Consider the following 15,182-nt stretch of genomic DNA (forward strand, 5'->3'; position numbering starts at 1 on the left):
GCCCCAGCCCCCACCCCGACCCGGACCTCGGCCGGAGCCGAGCTGGCCTCGACCGCGGTGGCCTCGTGGCCCTGCGCGGCGGGGTCGCGTCCGTGCCCGTCCGAGGGGCCGCCCGCGCCCGCCAGGGGCCGGTACGCCGGGCGAGCCCGCGGCGGCCACGGCCCGACGCGGGGGCTCCCCGCGAGAGGACCGCCCGGAGCTCGGGGACGGTGATCCCTTTCCGCCGCCCGGGGACAGGCGGCGGTGGCCCGCGGGTGGAGTGACGTGGACGGCGGACGAGCCCGGCCCGCTGCCCGCGTGCAACCGGTCAGCCGTGGTGTGACGATGGTGATCGGGGGTGTTTTCCGGATGTGTTCATGCTGAAGGGCTGGAAGAGGGTGTTGCCATGACCGGCATGAAGAGCTGGAACGTACAGATCAGCATCAAGGAGAACGCCGAGACCGTGAACGCGGAGGCGCGACTGAGCGGAGCCGCCGCCGGGACGATGGTCGGGGAGGGCGTGGCGCGCTGCAATCCCGCCGACCGGAACGTCCCGGAAATCGGTGACGAGCTCGCCGTGGCCCGCGCCATGTCGTCGTTGTCCCACCAGTTGCTGAACACGGCCGCCACGGATATCGAGCGCCACACTCACAAGCCGGTCCGGGGGCTCACGGTCTGAGCATCATGCCGTGACGCGGTCACCATGCCGTCCGTTCCACGGCGGTCCCCGCCGCGACGGGCACGGGCTTCCGGCCGGAAAGGAAAACACTTCTTCCGGCCGGAAGAGAAAGCGGGCGGTAAGCGGATCGTTTTTCCGGCCGTCGCTTTGCCTGCCGCTCGGCCTTTTCCCGTCGGCACGGACACGGCTCCGCGTCGCCGCGCCCTGACGTCAGGCCGTCGCCACCTTCCCGCCCGGCCGCTTCGCGCACGCTGGACCCGCGGAACGCCGCCGCCCCAAGTGCCCGGAAACAGCCCCCGCCACCGGCCAGGTCCCCGTCTGCCATCACCCACTCACACCGGCGCTTCCACCACCGGCACCAAGGCCCTCACCAGCTACGACGGATTGGTGTGGTTCGCGCCGAGTTCCGTCCGCGGCTCCTGCCGGCTCAGGTGACCGGACCCCGACGGCGTCCTCCCAGACGCAGACGCAGACACAGACGGAGACACACCGCTCCGGCGACCCCGCTCTCCCCATGCCCCGAGCGAGCCGCGCACCCCGCCCAGTACGGGGCGCGTCGTACCGCTCCGTGCGCCCCCGGCATACCCCCGGGACGCTCCCGACAGGGTTCACCTACTTGGGTGAACACCTCTGGTGTGTTCGACAGAGACCTGTTTCATTTACACGGGTAAGTCCACAAATTGAGTGAATCATCCGGGTATAGGTGTGGCGTGCTTGCCCCTGCGGAATCGGTCTGTAGATATCGGCGCGCCACCAAGGCCGTGCCCTTGGGTATGGGGAGTGCTTCGCATGACCACTGAGGAATCCGAACGGACGTGTCCCTTCCGTCACGATGAAGCGCTGGAACCTGACCCGTTCATGGAGCGGATGCGCACCGAGGCCCCGGTCGCCAAGGTCCGCATGCCGTACGGCGAGGGCGAGTGCTGGCTGGTGACGCGCTACGAGGACGTGCGTACGGTCACCCAGGACCGACGCTTCAGCCGGGCCGCGCTGATCGGGAAGGACTTTCCGCGCATCACACCGGCGCCGATCGCCCAGTCGGAGGCGATCAACCTCATGGACCCGCCGGCGCTGAGCAGGCTCCGCCGCCTGGTGACCACCGGGTTCAGCAACAAGCAGGTGGAGGAGTTGCGGCCGAAGACGCAGCAGCTCGTCGACAAGCTGCTGGACGCCATGGAGGACGAGGGGTCACCCGCCGACGTGGCCCACCACCTGGCGGGCAAGCTGCCGCTGATGACCATCTGCGAGCTGCTGGCGGTCCCCATGGAGGACCGGCCGCAGCTGCGCGCCTGGGCCATGGCCATGATGTCCATGAAGCCCGCGGACAAGGAAGCGGCGGCCGAGGCCAAGGCCGGCCTCCGCCGGTACTTCGCCGGGCTGACGTCCGAGCGGCGCCGCAACCCCGGCAACGACCTGCTGAGCTCCCTCGCCACGGCGCGTGTGGGCGACGAGATGCTGGACGAGAAGGAGCTCGCCGTCATGGGCATGCTCCTGCTCGTCACCGGACACGACACCAGCACCTACGAGATCTGCAACATCATCTACACGCTGCTGACCCACCCGAAGCACCTGGCCCAGCTGCGCGAGCGGCCCGAGATCCTCCCGCGGGCCCTGGAGGAGCTGCTGCGGTACATCCCGTTCCGGCAGGGCGTCGGCATCCCCAGGGTGGCGCTGGAGGACGTCACGTTCAACGGTGTGACGATCCCGGCCGGGGATGTCGTCCACGTCTCGTACCTGTGCGCCAACCGCGACGGATCGGTCTACGAACGGGCGGACGAGCTCGACTTCGACCGGGACGACCCGGCGCCGCACATGACCTTCGGCCACGGCTCGCACCACTGCCTCGGAGCCCACCTGGCCCGGATGGAGCTCCAGATCGCCATCGGCACGCTCATCAACCGTTTCCCCGAACTGCGCTTGGCCGTACCGGCGGAGGAGGTGCAGTGGAACACCGTGTCGATCTGGCGTTACCCGCTCACCCTGCCGGTCGCCTGGTGAGGAGGCCGACCATGGCGACTCTGTGCAGACCGGCCATCGCCGTTCCCGAGCACATCATCACCAGGGAAGAGACCCTGGAACTGGCGCGCACCCTGCACGCGGACCATCCGCAGCTGGAGCTGGCGCTGCGCCTCATCGGCAACACCGGGGTCCAGACCCGGCACCTGGTGCAGCCGATCGAGGCCACCCTCAAGCATCCCGGCTTCACCGCCCGGAACAACCTCTACGAGGCGGAGGCCAAGGCCCGGGTGCCCGACGTGGTGAACCGGGCGCTGGAGCACGCGGAACTGACCGTCCAGGACATCGACATGATCGTGTACGTGTCCTGTACGGGCTTCATGATGCCCTCGATGACCGCCTGGCTCATCAACACCATGGGTTTCCGCAACGAGACCCGTCAACTCCCCATCGCCCAGCTCGGTTGTGCGGCGGGAGGGGCGGCGATCAACCGCTCCCACGACTTCTGCAGCGCCTATCCCGGGGCCAATGTGCTCATCGTGGCCTGTGAGTTCTGCTCCCTGCTCTACCAGCCCACCGACCTGGGCGTCGGCAACCTGCTCTCCAACGGCCTGTTCGGCGACGCCATCGCCTGCGCCGTGGTGCGCGGGGACGGCGGTACGGGAGTGAAGCTGGAACGCAACGGGTCGCATCTGGTGCCCGACACCGAGGAGTGGATCTCTTACGGGGTGAAGGACACCGGGTTCCACTTCATCCTGGACAAACGGGTGCCCGGCACGATGGCGATGCTGGCGCCGGCGATGCGGGAGATGGCCGAGCCGCACGAGTGGGACGTCTCCGACCTGGACTTCTACATCGTGCACGCGGGCGGTCCGCGCATCCTCGACGACCTCGGCAAGTATCTGCGGCTGGAGCAGTCGATGTTCCGCTACAGCCGGCAGACGCTCGTGGAGCGGGGCAACATCGCCAGCGCGGTGGTCTTCGACGCGCTGGAGCGGCTGTTCCAGGACGGCGGCGCCGAGCACGCGGCCCGCGGGGTGATCGCCGGCTTCGGGCCCGGCATCACCGCCGAGATCGCCCTGGGCACATGGTCGGGCGCGGTCGCCGGCAACGGCCACCGCACCCGGAAGACGTCCGCCGACCGGAACTCTTCCGTGACAGCGCCGGCCTGAGCGGACGCGGGAGCGCGGGTCACCTTCCCTCTCGGTGGCCCGCGCTCCTCGCTGCCTGAGCGCCCGAAGTCCCGTCAGATCAGGGCCTGTCGGCGGAACGCCTACAGGTCGAACTCGGCGGGCGCGATACCCAGCGCGAAGCACGCCTCCCGCACGACGGCCTGCTCCTCCTTGTCGAAGTCACCGTCCGCGCCGCCGATGACGATGCCGATCTGGATGACGGCACGCGCCTCGGTGGGCTTCTTCTGGACCTTGCCGATGGTCTGGAGGAGGCTGACCTTGCCGAAATCGAAGTCGACGGCCAGCTTCTGGCAGTAGTCCGTGAACTTCGCGTGCAGGTCGTCCGCCGGGAAGTTCTGCAGCACCTCGTTGGTGGCGATCAGCGAGGCGACCCGCTGCCGCTCCGAAGCGTCCACCGAGCCGTCGGCCGCCGCCACCAGGGCGCACATCGCCATGCTCGCGTCGCGGAAGGCGCCGCTCTTGAGGTCGTTCTTCTTCGCGACCAGCTGGCCCTGCATCGTCGTGGCCGATTCCTTGAGCCGGTCCCAGAGCGCCATTGTGCGTATATCTCCTTGTGAAAACGGGGGTAGCACTGGCAGAACTGCCCGGAACGCGTAGAAGTTCCCCCAGGGGCGGTCCGACAGGGGCATCCCCACAGAGGCAGGGGTGACGATCGCCCAAGGCCCCCGCCCCGCCCCCGCCGCCGCGGCTCGTCTCGTCTCGTATCGACGAGCCGTCACCAACCGTCAGCCGGCCGCCAGCGGGTCCAGCACCATCGGTTTGACCTTCCCCTCCATCATCGCCCCCAGCCCCAGCACCGAGCAGTGGTCCGGGTTGGCCGCGATGTGCACGGTCATCCCCGTCGCCTCCTCGATCATCGTGTCCAGCCCCGGCATCAGCGCGCTGCCGCCGGCGAGCATCACGCCGCGCGTCCCCAGGTCGGCCACCAAGTCCGGCGGGCAGTCCCGCAGCACGCGCCCTATGGCGTCCAGGACGACCGTGAGCGGGGTACGGACGGCCTCCCGCACATGCGCGGTGCTCACCAGGACGGTCCGGGAGAGGCCCGTCGCCACGTCACGGCCGCGGACCTCGGTCTCGGTGCCGCCGCCCATCCGGTCCGCGCGAAGGGCCATGTGCAGCGGGTACAGGCCCTGGGTGGGGAGCATCAACTGGTGTTCCCCGCGCAGGTGCTGGACGATCGCGTAGTCGATGGCGTCCCCGCCGACCTGCACCTTCTCGGCCGCCACGATCGCACCCAGGGAGAGCACGGCCACCTGGGTGGAGGCCGCCCCGCAGACGATGATCATCGTCGCCTCGGGCAGCTCGACCGGAAGTCCGCAGCCGACGGCGGCCGCGACGAGCGTGTCCACCAGCTCGACCCGGCGGGCGCCCAGCCCGGTCAGCGTTTCCACCGCGGCGCGCTGGGCGATCGGCTCGGCGTCGTGCGGCAGGCAGACCGCGGCCCGCAGCAGCGGCTTGCGCCGCCAGGCGCGGCGCACCTTGTCGCCGATCAGGTGGCGGAGCATGCGCTGGGCCATGTCGATGTCGACGACCGTGCCCCCGGAGACCGGGCGGACGACGCGGATGTGGGCCGGCGTCCGGCCCGCCATGCCCTCGGCGAGGGCGCCGACGGCGATGAGCGAGCCCGTCCTGGTGTTGACCGCGGCGATGCTCGGTTCGTCGACGATGAGGCCGGTGTCACGGGCGTAGACGCGTGTGCGGGACGCGCCGAGGTCGAAGGCGATGGTGCAGCGGCTCAGCTGGGCGAGGCTGAGGGTCATCACGGGTTCATCTCCCCGGCGGCGGTGCGGTGGCGCGGGACCGCCGAACGGCGGCCCTTGCGGTCATCGTGCGGTGCGGCGGGACGCCCCGCCCGCCGGACTGCGCCACTCGGAGGAACCCGAGGAGGGCAGGCACCGGCGGGCGGGCGCACCGGGGCACGCGGAGGTGAACACCCCCGTCACCCACCTCCGCGGACCCGGTGCGAAGAAGTCTGCCAGGGGGGTCTGACAACGCCGTTGACCTGCGGATTCGCCGTCATCAGGCCGGCCTCCGGCCGACGCGCGCCCGGTCCTCCTCCGGCCTACGCTCGGAGCATGAGCGCATCGAAGAAGGAACCCGGACCGGGCGCGGGGCGCCGGCCGGCGGCGTGGCAGGTCGCCGCCGACGTCGAGGGCCGCCCCGCCGACCGCGCCTGTGGCCACCTGGACCAGGTCCGCCCGGTGACGCCGAGCACCACCGAAGGCTGCGAGGAGTGCCTGCGCATCGGGAGTACCTGGGTGCACCTGCGGGAGTGCCTGGTCTGCGGCCATGTGGGCTGCTGCGACAGCTCGCCGCACCGGCACGCGAGCGCCCACGCGCACGGCACGCCCGGTCACGACCTCGCCCGCTCCATCGAGCCGGGTGAGGACTGGGCCTGGTGCTACGCGGACGAGCTGCTGCTCCTCCCGTCGTAGGTGACGGCCTTCAGAAGGGCGCGCCGGCACAGGCAGCGGACCACCGCCAGGTCACGGATCAGGGAACGGTCCCGCGGCGCGGCACTCCCACCACTGTTGAAAACCATTTTCACATAGTACCCACGATCCTCGCCGCGTCCACTGCGGCGCGAACCGGACAAATGGCCGGGACGCGCCATTGCGGGCGCAAGCCCCGCCTTCGACAATCGGGCACCACGGCGGACGCGCGGGTGGGCGTCCGGGGACGGGGGGCGGGTCATGGACACCGAGGTGAGCGTGGTCGGTCTGGGGGCGATGGGCGCCGCGCTGGCCGGCGCGTTCCTGGCCGCCGGGCGCTCGACGACGGTCTGGAACCGTACGCGCGGCAAGGCGCTGCCGCTCGTCGCGAGGGGCGCGGCGGAGGCCGCCTCGCCGGGGGCGGCCGTCGGCGCGAGCCCGCTCGTCGTCGTCTGCCTGAAGACGTACGACGTCGTGCGCGAGGTCCTGTCGCCGTGTGCCGAGGAGCTCGCCGGGCGGACGGTGGTCAACCTCACCTCCGGCTCGCCGGTGCATGCCCGGGAGGCCGCCGACCGGGCCGGGAAGCGGGGCGTCCGTTACCTCGACGGCGCGGTCCTGGCGACGCCGTCCGGCGTCGGCCGGCCGGACACCCTCCACCTCTACGGTGGCCCGCGGATCGTCTTCGACGCGCACCGCGACGTCCTGGCCGCCCTCGGCGACCCCGTGTATCTGGGGGACGACCCGGCCCTCCCCGCCGTCCACGACGTCGCGCTGCTGGGCCAGTTGTGGGCCACGCTGACCGGCTGGCTGCAGGGCGTCGCGCTCGTCGGCGCGGACGGGCCGGGCGGCGGGGTGTCGGCGACGGCCTACACGGCGGTCGCGAGCCGCTGGATGACGACCGCCGGGCGGCTGATGGACGAGTACGCCCGGCGGATCGACGCGGGGGAGTACCGGGACGGGGAGTTCCCCCTGGACCTGCACCTGATGCTGATGGGGCTGTTGGCGCACGCGGGCGAGCTGCGAGGGGTGGAATCCGGCCTTCCGGAGACGTTCCTCGGGCTGGCCGGACGCGCGGTGGCGGACGGTCACGGCGCCGACGGTTACGCCCGGCTGATCGACTACATCCGGCGCGACGCCGACCGGTGACGCCCGTCCGCCCCGGTGCGCACCCCCGCGACGACGGGCCGCGCGGCGCGCTCCGGCCTACGGCGCCCGCTCTCCGTACGCCTCCACCCGCTTTCACGGCCCGGCCGCTCCGGCCCGTTCCGAAAGGCTTCCGCCGCGGTCCCGTGAATGCGACCGGGAAGGGACCGGAGTGCGTTCGCGATACGGGAGGGGCGGGCGGCGCCGCAAAAGGACGTCCCGGGGGCGAAGTGCCGTAAAGGCGGTGACCGGACGCGGTACCGTCTCCCGGCCTTCCGCGTGCTATGCGGAGGATTTGCGTCAATGACCGCCGCGACAGCGGCAATTGTCCCGGGCAAGCGGAAATGGGTGTGGGAAATCGGCGCCGCGTCGTAGTGGCGGCGCCACCCTCAGTGCACGTGCATCTGCTCGTGCCGGGGAATGTGAACCGCGGCTATGATCCGAAGAAGTTGCCATCCCCGTAGACGAATGGGGATGCCCCCTGCGGCGATCCGGGAGACTCCAGTGCCACACGTCTACAACGGCATGGTTGCATCGGGCATCGACGGAGCCGTCTGGCGGAAGAGCCGGCACTCCAACTCACAGGGCTCCTGTGTGGAGTTCGCCAAGTTGCCGGGTGGCGGGGTCGCCGTTCGCAACTCCCGCCACCCGGATGGCCCCGCTCTCATCTACACCCCCGCGGAGATCGAGGCCATGCTCTTGGGCGTCAAGGACGGTGAATTCGACTACCTGGTGGGCGAGTGACCGCGAAATGCGGCTATTCGCGCGGCAGCCGGAACAGCGCCCAGACGACCTTGCCGTGGAGCGCGCCCGCCAGGGGGTGCCAGCCCCAGGCGTCGCTGAACGACTCCACCAGCAGCAGTCCGCGCCCGTGCTCGTCGCCGGGGGCCGCCTCCCCCGCGAGCGGCCCCTCCTCGCTCGGATCGCGTACCGCGCATACCAGCCGCGTCGTCCACCGCATCAGATGCAGGCGTACAGGGGGTTCATACCCTCCGTCGACACGGCCGGTCGGTATGGCGTAGCGCAGGGAATTGGTCACCAGTTCGGAGACCACCAGCGCCACGCTGTCGAAAATGTGCTGAACTCCCCAATGGGACAGGGTGGTTCCGGTGAAGCGCCGAGCGGTACGGACGGCTTCGAAGCGCGGTGGAAGTGCGCAGGAAGCGGAGTTCGACACCGCGGATGAGTCGAAACGGGGCAGTCCCCGCCAGGCGGGGGAGAGCACAGTCGATCCTTCGGTACCCATCCGAGGCACTCCTGCAATCGTGGACGTGACGTGCACGTGTGCGAGGTCCATCGTTCCCAATGCGCAGAGCGGATGCAAGGGCAGATGCACGTGCACGTGGGGGATTTGGGGGCGCACACGAGGATTGGTGAGCAATTATTCCTACGCCGCCGGAGGCGGGAAGCCCGCCGATGGCCGGTATCCGTAACCGGGTGTGCACACAACGGAGCCCCGGGGTGGCAGACTTCGGCGCCGGGGGCAGCGGGGGTCACCCTCGGAAGGGTGAGCGGAACGGCGGACAGGCAGGCCGGACCAGACCGGAAGGAAGGGTCGACGAGATGACCACGAGCGAGTCGAGCGGTTCCGTGGTACGCCGCATACTCCTCGGCTCCCAGCTGAGGAAGTTGCGCGAGTCCCGGGGTATCACCCGCGAGGCGGCCGGGTACTCGATCCGCGCGTCCGAGTCGAAGATCAGCCGCATGGAGCTCGGCCGGGTGAGCTTCAAGACGCGGGACGTGGAGGACCTGCTCACCCTGTACGGCATCACGCGGGAGAGTGAACGGGAGGCGCTGCTGGGCCTCGCCCGGGAGGCCAATGTCACCGGCTGGTGGCACAGCTACGGCGACGTGCTGCCCAGCTGGTTCCAGACCTACGTCGGCCTGGAGGGCGCCGCCTCGCACATCGGGATCTACGAGGTGCAGTTCGTGCACGGCCTGCTCCAGACCGAGGGCTACGCGCACGCCGTAGTGGTCCGGGGCCAGCCGAAGGCCGACGCCGCCGAGGTGGAACGCCGGGTGTCGCTGCGCATGGAGCGGCAGAAGCTGCTGTTCTCCGAGCGGGCGCCGCACTTCCACGCCGTCCTCGACGAGGCCGCGCTGCACCGCCCGTACGGTGACGCGGACGTGATGCGCGGGCAGCTCCAGCACCTCATCGACCTCTCCGAACAGCCGAACGTGACCCTCCAGGTGATGCCCTTCCGGCACGGTGGTCACGCCGGGGAGAGCGGGGCGTTCACCGTGCTCCGCTTCCCCGAGTCGGATCTTCCGGACGTGGTGTACCTGGAGCACCTCACGGGCGCGCTCTACCTGGACAAGAGGGACGAGGTCGACCAGTACGAGCGCGTGATGGGCCGGCTGCGGGCGGACAGCCTCTCCCCGTCCGGGACGCGCGACCTCATGCACCGGCTGCTTCAACTCGCCTAGCGCATCAGTACGATGACGCCCAATCAGCACGTCTGGACCAGTCCGGCCGGTCGGCCGGGCTCCGGCAGACAGGGATGACGCATGTCGTACTCCTCCGCGTTCAAGGATCTCGCGTGCCAGTACATCGACGGCCGGTGGCGGCCCGGTACCGGCTCGTGGGACATCGTCGACTTCAACCCGTACGACGGGGAGAAGCTCGCCTCCATCACGGTGGCCGGCGTGGACGAGGTCGATGAGGCGTACCGGGCGGCCGAGCGGGCCCAGGCGGCCTGGGGGGACACCAACCCGTACACCCGCCGGCTGGTCTTCGAGCGCGCCCTGCGGATCATCGACGATCACGAGGACGAGCTCAGCGCGGTGATCATGGCCGAGTGCGGTGGGACGGCGCTCAAGGCCGGCTTCGAGCTCCACTTGGCGCGCGAGTTCCTCCGGGACGCCGTCCAGCTCGCCCTGCGGCCCGAGGGCCGCATCCTGCCCTCGCCGGACGACACCCGCGAGAACCGGCTCTACCGGGTGCCGGTCGGGGTGGTCGGGGTGATCAGCCCGTTCAACTTCCCGTTCCTGCTGTCGCTGAAGTCCGTGGCGCCCGCCCTGGCGCTGGGCAACGCGGTGGTGCTCAAGCCGCACCAGAACACACCCGTCTGCGGCGGCGGGCTGCTCGCCAAGGTGCTGGAGGACGCGGGGCTGCCGCCCGGTGTGCTCAACGTGCTGGTGACGGACATCGCGGAGATCGGGGACGCGCTCATCGAGCACCCGGTGCCCAAGGTGCTGTCGTTCACCGGCTCCGACAAGGTCGGCCGGCATGTGGCGACCGTCGCCGCCGGTCACTTCAAGCGGGTGGTGCTCGAACTGGGCGGTAACAGCGCCCTGGTGGTCCTCGACGACGCGGACGTCGACTACGCGGTGGACGCGGCGGTCTTCAGCCGGTTCATCCACCAGGGGCAGGTCTGCATGGCCGCGAACCGGGTGCTCGTGGACCGGTCCCTGGTGGACGAGTTCACCGAGAAGTTCGTGGCGAGAGTGAAGGCCCTCAAGGTCGGCGACCCGGCCGACCCCGCCACGCACATCGGCCCGCTGATCAACTCCGGTCAGGCGGAGGCGATCACCTCCCTCGTGGACCAGACCGTCGCGGAAGGGGCGACCGCCCTCGTCCGCGGCCGGACGGTGGGCACCCTCGTGGAACCGAGCGTCCTCACCGACCTCCCCGAGGGCTCCCCCGTCCTCCGCCAGGAGATCTTCGGGCCGGTCGCGCTGATCATCCCGTTCTCGGGCGAGGAGGAGGCCCTGCGGATCGCCAACGCCACGCCCTACGGGCTGAGCGGCGCCGTCCACACGGGCGACGCCGAGCGGGGCGTCCGCTTCGCCAAGCGGGTGGACACCGGGATGATGCACGTCAACGACGGCACCGTGCACGACGAGGCGATCGTGCCGTTCGGCGGCGAGAAGCACTCGGGCCTCGGACGGCTCAACGGCGATGCCATGGTGGACGCCTTCACGACCACCAAGTGGATCTCCGTACAGCATGGGCGCAGCACCTTCCCGTTCTGATCCTTTCCGGCCCGGCCCCTCCGGTCCGTTCGTGTTCGCCGCGGTTCGCGCCCGAACCGGTGGCCCCAGTAGGTCACTTCCTGACCTACTGGGGGCCTACTGTTGCTTCGTCAGCAGGCAGTGAGAGAAGCGACGGAAGGAACGGCGAACCATGCCTACTCATGTGGTGGAAAAGGACGTCAGTGACGAGCGCGGCACCCTCCTCGCCTTCCTGGAGGCCCAGCGCGGCGGCATCCGCCGCGCGCTCCTCGGCCTGACGGCCGAGCAGGCCCTGTCCCGGCCGAGCGTCAGCGAGATGTCGCTGGCCGGCCTGCTCAAGCACGTCGACCAGGCGGAGAGCAACTGGCTGACACTCGCCGGCGGCGATGTCCCCGACATCAGCTTCGACGAGGCGATGAAGCAGTTCGAGGCGGGCTGGCGCCCGGAGGAGCGCGAGACCGTCCCCGCGCTCCTCGCCCGCTGGGAGGAGACGGCCGCCGCGGTGGAACGATTCATCCGCGCCGTGCCCTCGCTGGAGGACACCTTCGCCCTGCCGGACGCCCCCTGGTTCCCCAAGGGCTCCCGGGTGTCGATGCGCTGGCTGCTGGTCCACCTGATCGAGGAAGTCGCCCGGCACGCGGGCCACGCGGACATCATCCGCGAGTCGATCGACGGCAAAACCGCGTTCGAACTGGTCGAGGAGGAGCAGAAGCAGGCCGGCTGACAGCCGCCCGGAGCCCTCGCCCACCCCTGCCCGAGCACGCCGCCCGACCCGGACCCGGGACACCGGACCGGGCGGCACCGCCGGAACGGGGGTGGGCCCGCCGCCCTCAGCGGTGACCCGCCGCCCTCAGCGGTGACCCGCCGCCCTCAGCGGTGACCCGCCGTCCTCAGTGGTGGAACGCCGTGGCCGCCTCCTGCGGCCTCCCGAGCGGCGCGGGCTGCCGCCGCAACTCCGGCAGCAGCGCCGTCAGATCGCCCAGGAACAGATCGGCCAGATCCATCGAGAAACCGTTCCGGCACACGACCCGCAGCACCGACAGGTCCTCCCGGTTCGGCGGGAAGGTGTAGGCGGGAACCAGCCATCCCTTCTCCCGCATCCGCCGCGACACGTCGAAGACGTCGAACCCCGACACGCCCTCGGCCGTCGTGAAGGCGAACACCGGCAGCTCGTCCCCGCGCGTCAGCAGCCGGAAGTCGCCGAGCTCCCCGATGCGCCCGGCGAGCGAACGGGCGACGTCCCGGGCGTTGCGCTGCACGGCGCGGTAGCCGTCCCGGCCCAGCCGCAGGAACGTGTAGTACTGCGCGGCCACCTGGGCGCCCGGCCGGGAGAAGTTCAGCGCGAAGGTGGGCATGTCCCCGCCGAGGTAGTTCACCCGGAACACCAGCTCCTCCGGCAGCGCCGCCCCGTCCCGCCACAGCGCCCAGCCCACGCCCGGGTACACCAGCCCGTACTTGTGCCCCGAGGTGTTGATCGACGCCACGCGCGGCAGCCGGAAGTCCCAGACCAGCTCCTCGTCCAGGAACGGCGCGATCATCGCGCCGGAGGCGCCGTCCACGTGCACCGGCACGTCCAGCCCCGTCCGCTCCCGCAGCGCGTCCAGGGCCGCGCAGACCTCCGCCACCGGCTCGTACGATCCGTCGAAGGTGGATCCCAGCACGGTGACGACGCCGATGGTGTTCTCGTCGCAGAGGGCCGCCGCCGCCTCCGGGTCGAGGTGGAACCGGTCCCCCTCCATCGGCACCTGCCGCGCCTCCACCTCCCAGTAGGCGCAGAACTTCTCCCAGCAGACCTGGACGTTCGCCCCCATCACCAGATTCGGCCGGGCCTCCGCCGACGGATAGCGGTCCGCGTTGCGCAGCGCCCAGCGCCGCTTGAACGCCAGCCCGGCGAGCATGCACGCCTCGCTCGACCCGGTCGTCGAACAGCCGACGGCGGCCGTCGGGTCCGGCGCGTGCCACAGGTCGGCGAGCATCGCCACGCACCGCCGCTCCAGCTCGGCGGTCCGCGGGTACTCGTCCTTGTCGATCATGTTCTTGTCCCGGCACTCGCTCATCAGCACCCCGGCCTGCGGTTCCATCCAGGTGGTGACGAAGGTGGCCAGATTGAGCCGCGCGTTGCCGTCCAGCATCAGCTCGTCGTGGACGAGCTGGTAGGCGGCGTGCGGGGGCATCGGCCGGTCGGGCAGCCGGTGGCGCGGCGGCTCCAGCACCATGTCCGCGACGGGGTCGGCCTCGCCGTAGAAGGGGTTGAGGGAGTGGCCGCGCCGCGGCGCGCGCTCGTGTCCGCCCTGGTGGAGTGCCATGCCGGAGACGTACCACCCGCCGGCCCGCGCCACGCTCGGACGGGGGAGAGGAAGGGATGCGGAGGAGTTTTTCCGCCCGTACCTCGCCCTCGACTTGCACGTCACGCCACGTGACCCCGCACCGTGGAGCGGGACGGAAGAAGGAGCGCGGACGTGAGTTACAGCGTGGGACAGGTCGCCGCCGTCGCCGGCGTGACCAAGCGGACACTGCACCACTACGACGAGATCGGGCTGCTCGTGCCGAGCGGGCGCAGCCACGCGGGGCACCGGCGGTACGAGGACGCCGATCTCGACCGGTTGCAGCGGATCCTGTTCTACCGGGAGCTCGGGTTCCCGCTCGACGAGGTGGCGGAACTCCTGGACGACCCGGGCACCGACCCGATGGCGCACCTGCGGCGCCAGTACGGGCTGCTCACCGAGCGGATCGCCCGGCTCCGGAAGATGGCCGCCGCCGTGGAGCACGCCATGGAGGCACGGAAGATGGGCATCAGGCTGACCCCCGAGGAGAGGTTCGAGGTCTTCGGGGACTTCGACCCCGACGCGCACGCGGCGGAGGCGGAACGGCGCTGGGGCGGCGGCGACCCCTACCGCGAGTCACAGCGCAGGACCGCCGCGTACGGCAAGGAGGACTGGCTGCGCATCAAGGGCGAGACGGACGCCCTCAACGCCCGGATCGCCGCCCTGGCCGCCGAGGGCGCCTCCCCGGAGTCCGAGCCCGCCATGGACCTCGCGGAGGAGCACCGGCAGTTGATCAGCCGGTACTTCTACGCCTGCTCCTACGAGGTCCACACCGGGCTGGCGGAGATGTACGTCGCGGACGAGCGGTTCACGGCGGCGTACGAGGCGATCCGGCCGGGGCTGGCGGTCTTCCTCAGGGACGCGATCCTCGCCAACGCCGTCCGCGGGGCCTGAGAGAACGGGGGCGGGAGCGGCTTCGTACCGCGCCCGCCTCCGTCCGGTACGTCACGAATGCGGTGCGATCACCACCGCCGTCCCGTACGCGCACACCTCGGTACCGACGTCCGCCGCCTCGGTGACGTCGAAGCGGAACATCAGCACCGCGTTGGCGCCCCGGGCCCTGGCCTGCTCGACCAGGCGCTCCATCGCCTGGTTGCGGGTCTGGACGAGAGTCTTGGTGAGCCCTTTGAGCTCGCCGCCGATCAGCGACTTCAGGCCGGCGCCGATCTGGCTGCCGACGTGCCGGGACCGCACGGTGAGGCCGAAGACCTCGCCGATGACGCGCTCCACCCGGTAGCCGGGCACGTCGTTCGTCGTGACCACGAGCACATCCGCCTGCTCGTGCTGACCGCCGCCAAACTCGTCGATCCCCATCCCAGCCCACCTTCGTCCGTTCGGTCCGTACGGAAATTCTTCCGCCTGAGGAGCGGGACGCACCCCGGCGCCTTCCAGTTGCCCCGACCGGGTGACGCACGGGGAGTGGCCGGGAGAGCGGCGGGGGCGCGGGCCGGGAGGGGCGAGCGCGGGCGGTGAGCGGGGGTGCGGACGGAGGCGCCTGGAACCGGGGGAGTACCGGTCGCGT

General features: G+C 70.8%; 15 protein-coding genes. 10 read left to right on the forward strand and 5 right to left on the reverse strand.

Features of this window, described 5'->3' with window-relative positions:
- Window positions 1-385: 385 nt before the first annotated feature.
- The 3 genes from ACSNOK_RS01125 (at window position 386) to ACSNOK_RS01135 (ending at window position 3,786) form a co-directional block, all read left to right on the forward strand.
- The gene (locus ACSNOK_RS01125) at window positions 386-658 is read left to right on the forward strand and encodes a DUF1876 domain-containing protein (protein WP_436778614.1); all 273 of its coding nucleotides are present in this window, start codon (window positions 386-388) and stop codon (window positions 656-658) included.
- 789 nt (window positions 659-1,447) lie between these two features.
- Entirely contained in the window at window positions 1,448-2,656 is a 1,209-nt protein-coding gene (locus ACSNOK_RS01130) for a cytochrome P450 (RefSeq protein WP_436778615.1), read from the forward strand.
- An 11-nt stretch (window positions 2,657-2,667) separates the two neighbouring features.
- Window positions 2,668-3,786, forward strand: a complete 1,119-nt coding sequence (locus ACSNOK_RS01135) for a type III polyketide synthase (protein ID WP_436778616.1) — start codon at window positions 2,668-2,670, stop codon at window positions 3,784-3,786.
- A gap of 101 nt (window positions 3,787-3,887) precedes the next feature.
- Here ACSNOK_RS01135 and ACSNOK_RS01140 read toward each other — a convergent pair whose 3' ends face one another.
- Together ACSNOK_RS01140 and ACSNOK_RS01145 are read right to left on the reverse strand one after the other, a co-directional pair.
- On the reverse strand, window positions 3,888-4,343 hold the full coding sequence (locus ACSNOK_RS01140; protein WP_436778617.1) for a tellurite resistance TerB family protein: 456 nt from the start codon (window positions 4,341-4,343) through the stop codon (window positions 3,888-3,890).
- A gap of 189 nt (window positions 4,344-4,532) precedes the next feature.
- Window positions 4,533-5,567 carry a rod shape-determining protein gene (locus tag ACSNOK_RS01145; protein ID WP_436778670.1) on the reverse strand — a complete coding sequence of 345 codons (1,035 nt, stop codon included), beginning with the start codon at window positions 5,565-5,567 and terminating at the stop codon, window positions 4,533-4,535.
- A gap of 315 nt (window positions 5,568-5,882) precedes the next feature.
- Here ACSNOK_RS01145 and ACSNOK_RS01150 point away from each other — a divergent pair, with 315 nt between their 5' ends.
- From ACSNOK_RS01150 to ACSNOK_RS01160, 3 genes are all read left to right on the forward strand, one after another.
- Window positions 5,883-6,242 (forward strand): ubiquitin carboxyl-terminal hydrolase 14, encoded by a 360-nt coding sequence (locus ACSNOK_RS01150; protein ID WP_436778618.1) that lies wholly within the window; start codon window positions 5,883-5,885, stop codon window positions 6,240-6,242.
- Window positions 6,243-6,500: 258 nt separating this feature from the next.
- The gene (locus ACSNOK_RS01155; RefSeq protein WP_436778619.1) at window positions 6,501-7,385 is read left to right on the forward strand and encodes an NAD(P)-dependent oxidoreductase; all 885 of its coding nucleotides are present in this window, start codon (window positions 6,501-6,503) and stop codon (window positions 7,383-7,385) included.
- 501 nt (window positions 7,386-7,886) lie between these two features.
- Window positions 7,887-8,126: a DUF397 domain-containing protein gene (locus tag ACSNOK_RS01160; RefSeq protein ID WP_436778620.1), complete on the forward strand. Its 240-nt coding sequence runs from the start codon at window positions 7,887-7,889 to the stop codon at window positions 8,124-8,126.
- A 13-nt stretch (window positions 8,127-8,139) separates the two neighbouring features.
- On the opposite strand, the gene ACSNOK_RS01165 is transcribed toward ACSNOK_RS01160, so the two are convergent.
- On the reverse strand, window positions 8,140-8,628 hold the full coding sequence (locus ACSNOK_RS01165; protein WP_436778621.1) for an ATP-binding protein: 489 nt from the start codon (window positions 8,626-8,628) through the stop codon (window positions 8,140-8,142).
- A 317-nt stretch (window positions 8,629-8,945) separates the two neighbouring features.
- Between ACSNOK_RS01165 and ACSNOK_RS01170 the strand changes: the two genes are divergently transcribed.
- The 3 genes from ACSNOK_RS01170 (at window position 8,946) to ACSNOK_RS01180 (ending at window position 12,060) form a co-directional block, all read left to right on the forward strand.
- Window positions 8,946-9,809 carry a helix-turn-helix domain-containing protein gene (locus ACSNOK_RS01170; protein ID WP_436778622.1) on the forward strand — a complete coding sequence of 288 codons (864 nt, stop codon included), beginning with the start codon at window positions 8,946-8,948 and terminating at the stop codon, window positions 9,807-9,809.
- 81 nt (window positions 9,810-9,890) lie between these two features.
- On the forward strand, window positions 9,891-11,357 hold the full coding sequence (locus ACSNOK_RS01175; protein ID WP_436778623.1) for an aldehyde dehydrogenase family protein: 1,467 nt from the start codon (window positions 9,891-9,893) through the stop codon (window positions 11,355-11,357).
- 151 nt (window positions 11,358-11,508) lie between these two features.
- Window positions 11,509-12,060 carry a DinB family protein gene (locus tag ACSNOK_RS01180; RefSeq protein WP_436778624.1) on the forward strand — a complete coding sequence of 184 codons (552 nt, stop codon included), beginning with the start codon at window positions 11,509-11,511 and terminating at the stop codon, window positions 12,058-12,060.
- Between the two features lie 166 nt (window positions 12,061-12,226).
- Here ACSNOK_RS01180 and ACSNOK_RS01185 read toward each other — a convergent pair whose 3' ends face one another.
- Window positions 12,227-13,642, reverse strand: coding sequence for a glutamate decarboxylase (locus tag ACSNOK_RS01185; RefSeq protein WP_436778625.1), 1,416 nt, complete (start codon window positions 13,640-13,642; stop codon window positions 12,227-12,229).
- Window positions 13,643-13,795: 153 nt separating this feature from the next.
- On the opposite strand from ACSNOK_RS01185, the gene ACSNOK_RS01190 reads away from it, so the two are divergent.
- Window positions 13,796-14,554, forward strand: coding sequence for a MerR family transcriptional regulator (locus ACSNOK_RS01190; protein ID WP_436778626.1), 759 nt, complete (start codon window positions 13,796-13,798; stop codon window positions 14,552-14,554).
- Window positions 14,555-14,605: 51 nt separating this feature from the next.
- Here the strand turns inward: ACSNOK_RS01190 and ACSNOK_RS01195 are convergent, their stop codons facing one another.
- Window positions 14,606-14,974, reverse strand: coding sequence for a YbjQ family protein (locus tag ACSNOK_RS01195; RefSeq protein WP_436778627.1), 369 nt, complete (start codon window positions 14,972-14,974; stop codon window positions 14,606-14,608).
- Window positions 14,975-15,182 lie beyond the last annotated feature (208 nt).

It is taken from the genome of Streptomyces sp. URMC 126 (assembly GCF_051386555.1).
Lineage (GTDB): Bacteria > Actinomycetota > Actinomycetes > Streptomycetales > Streptomycetaceae > Streptomyces.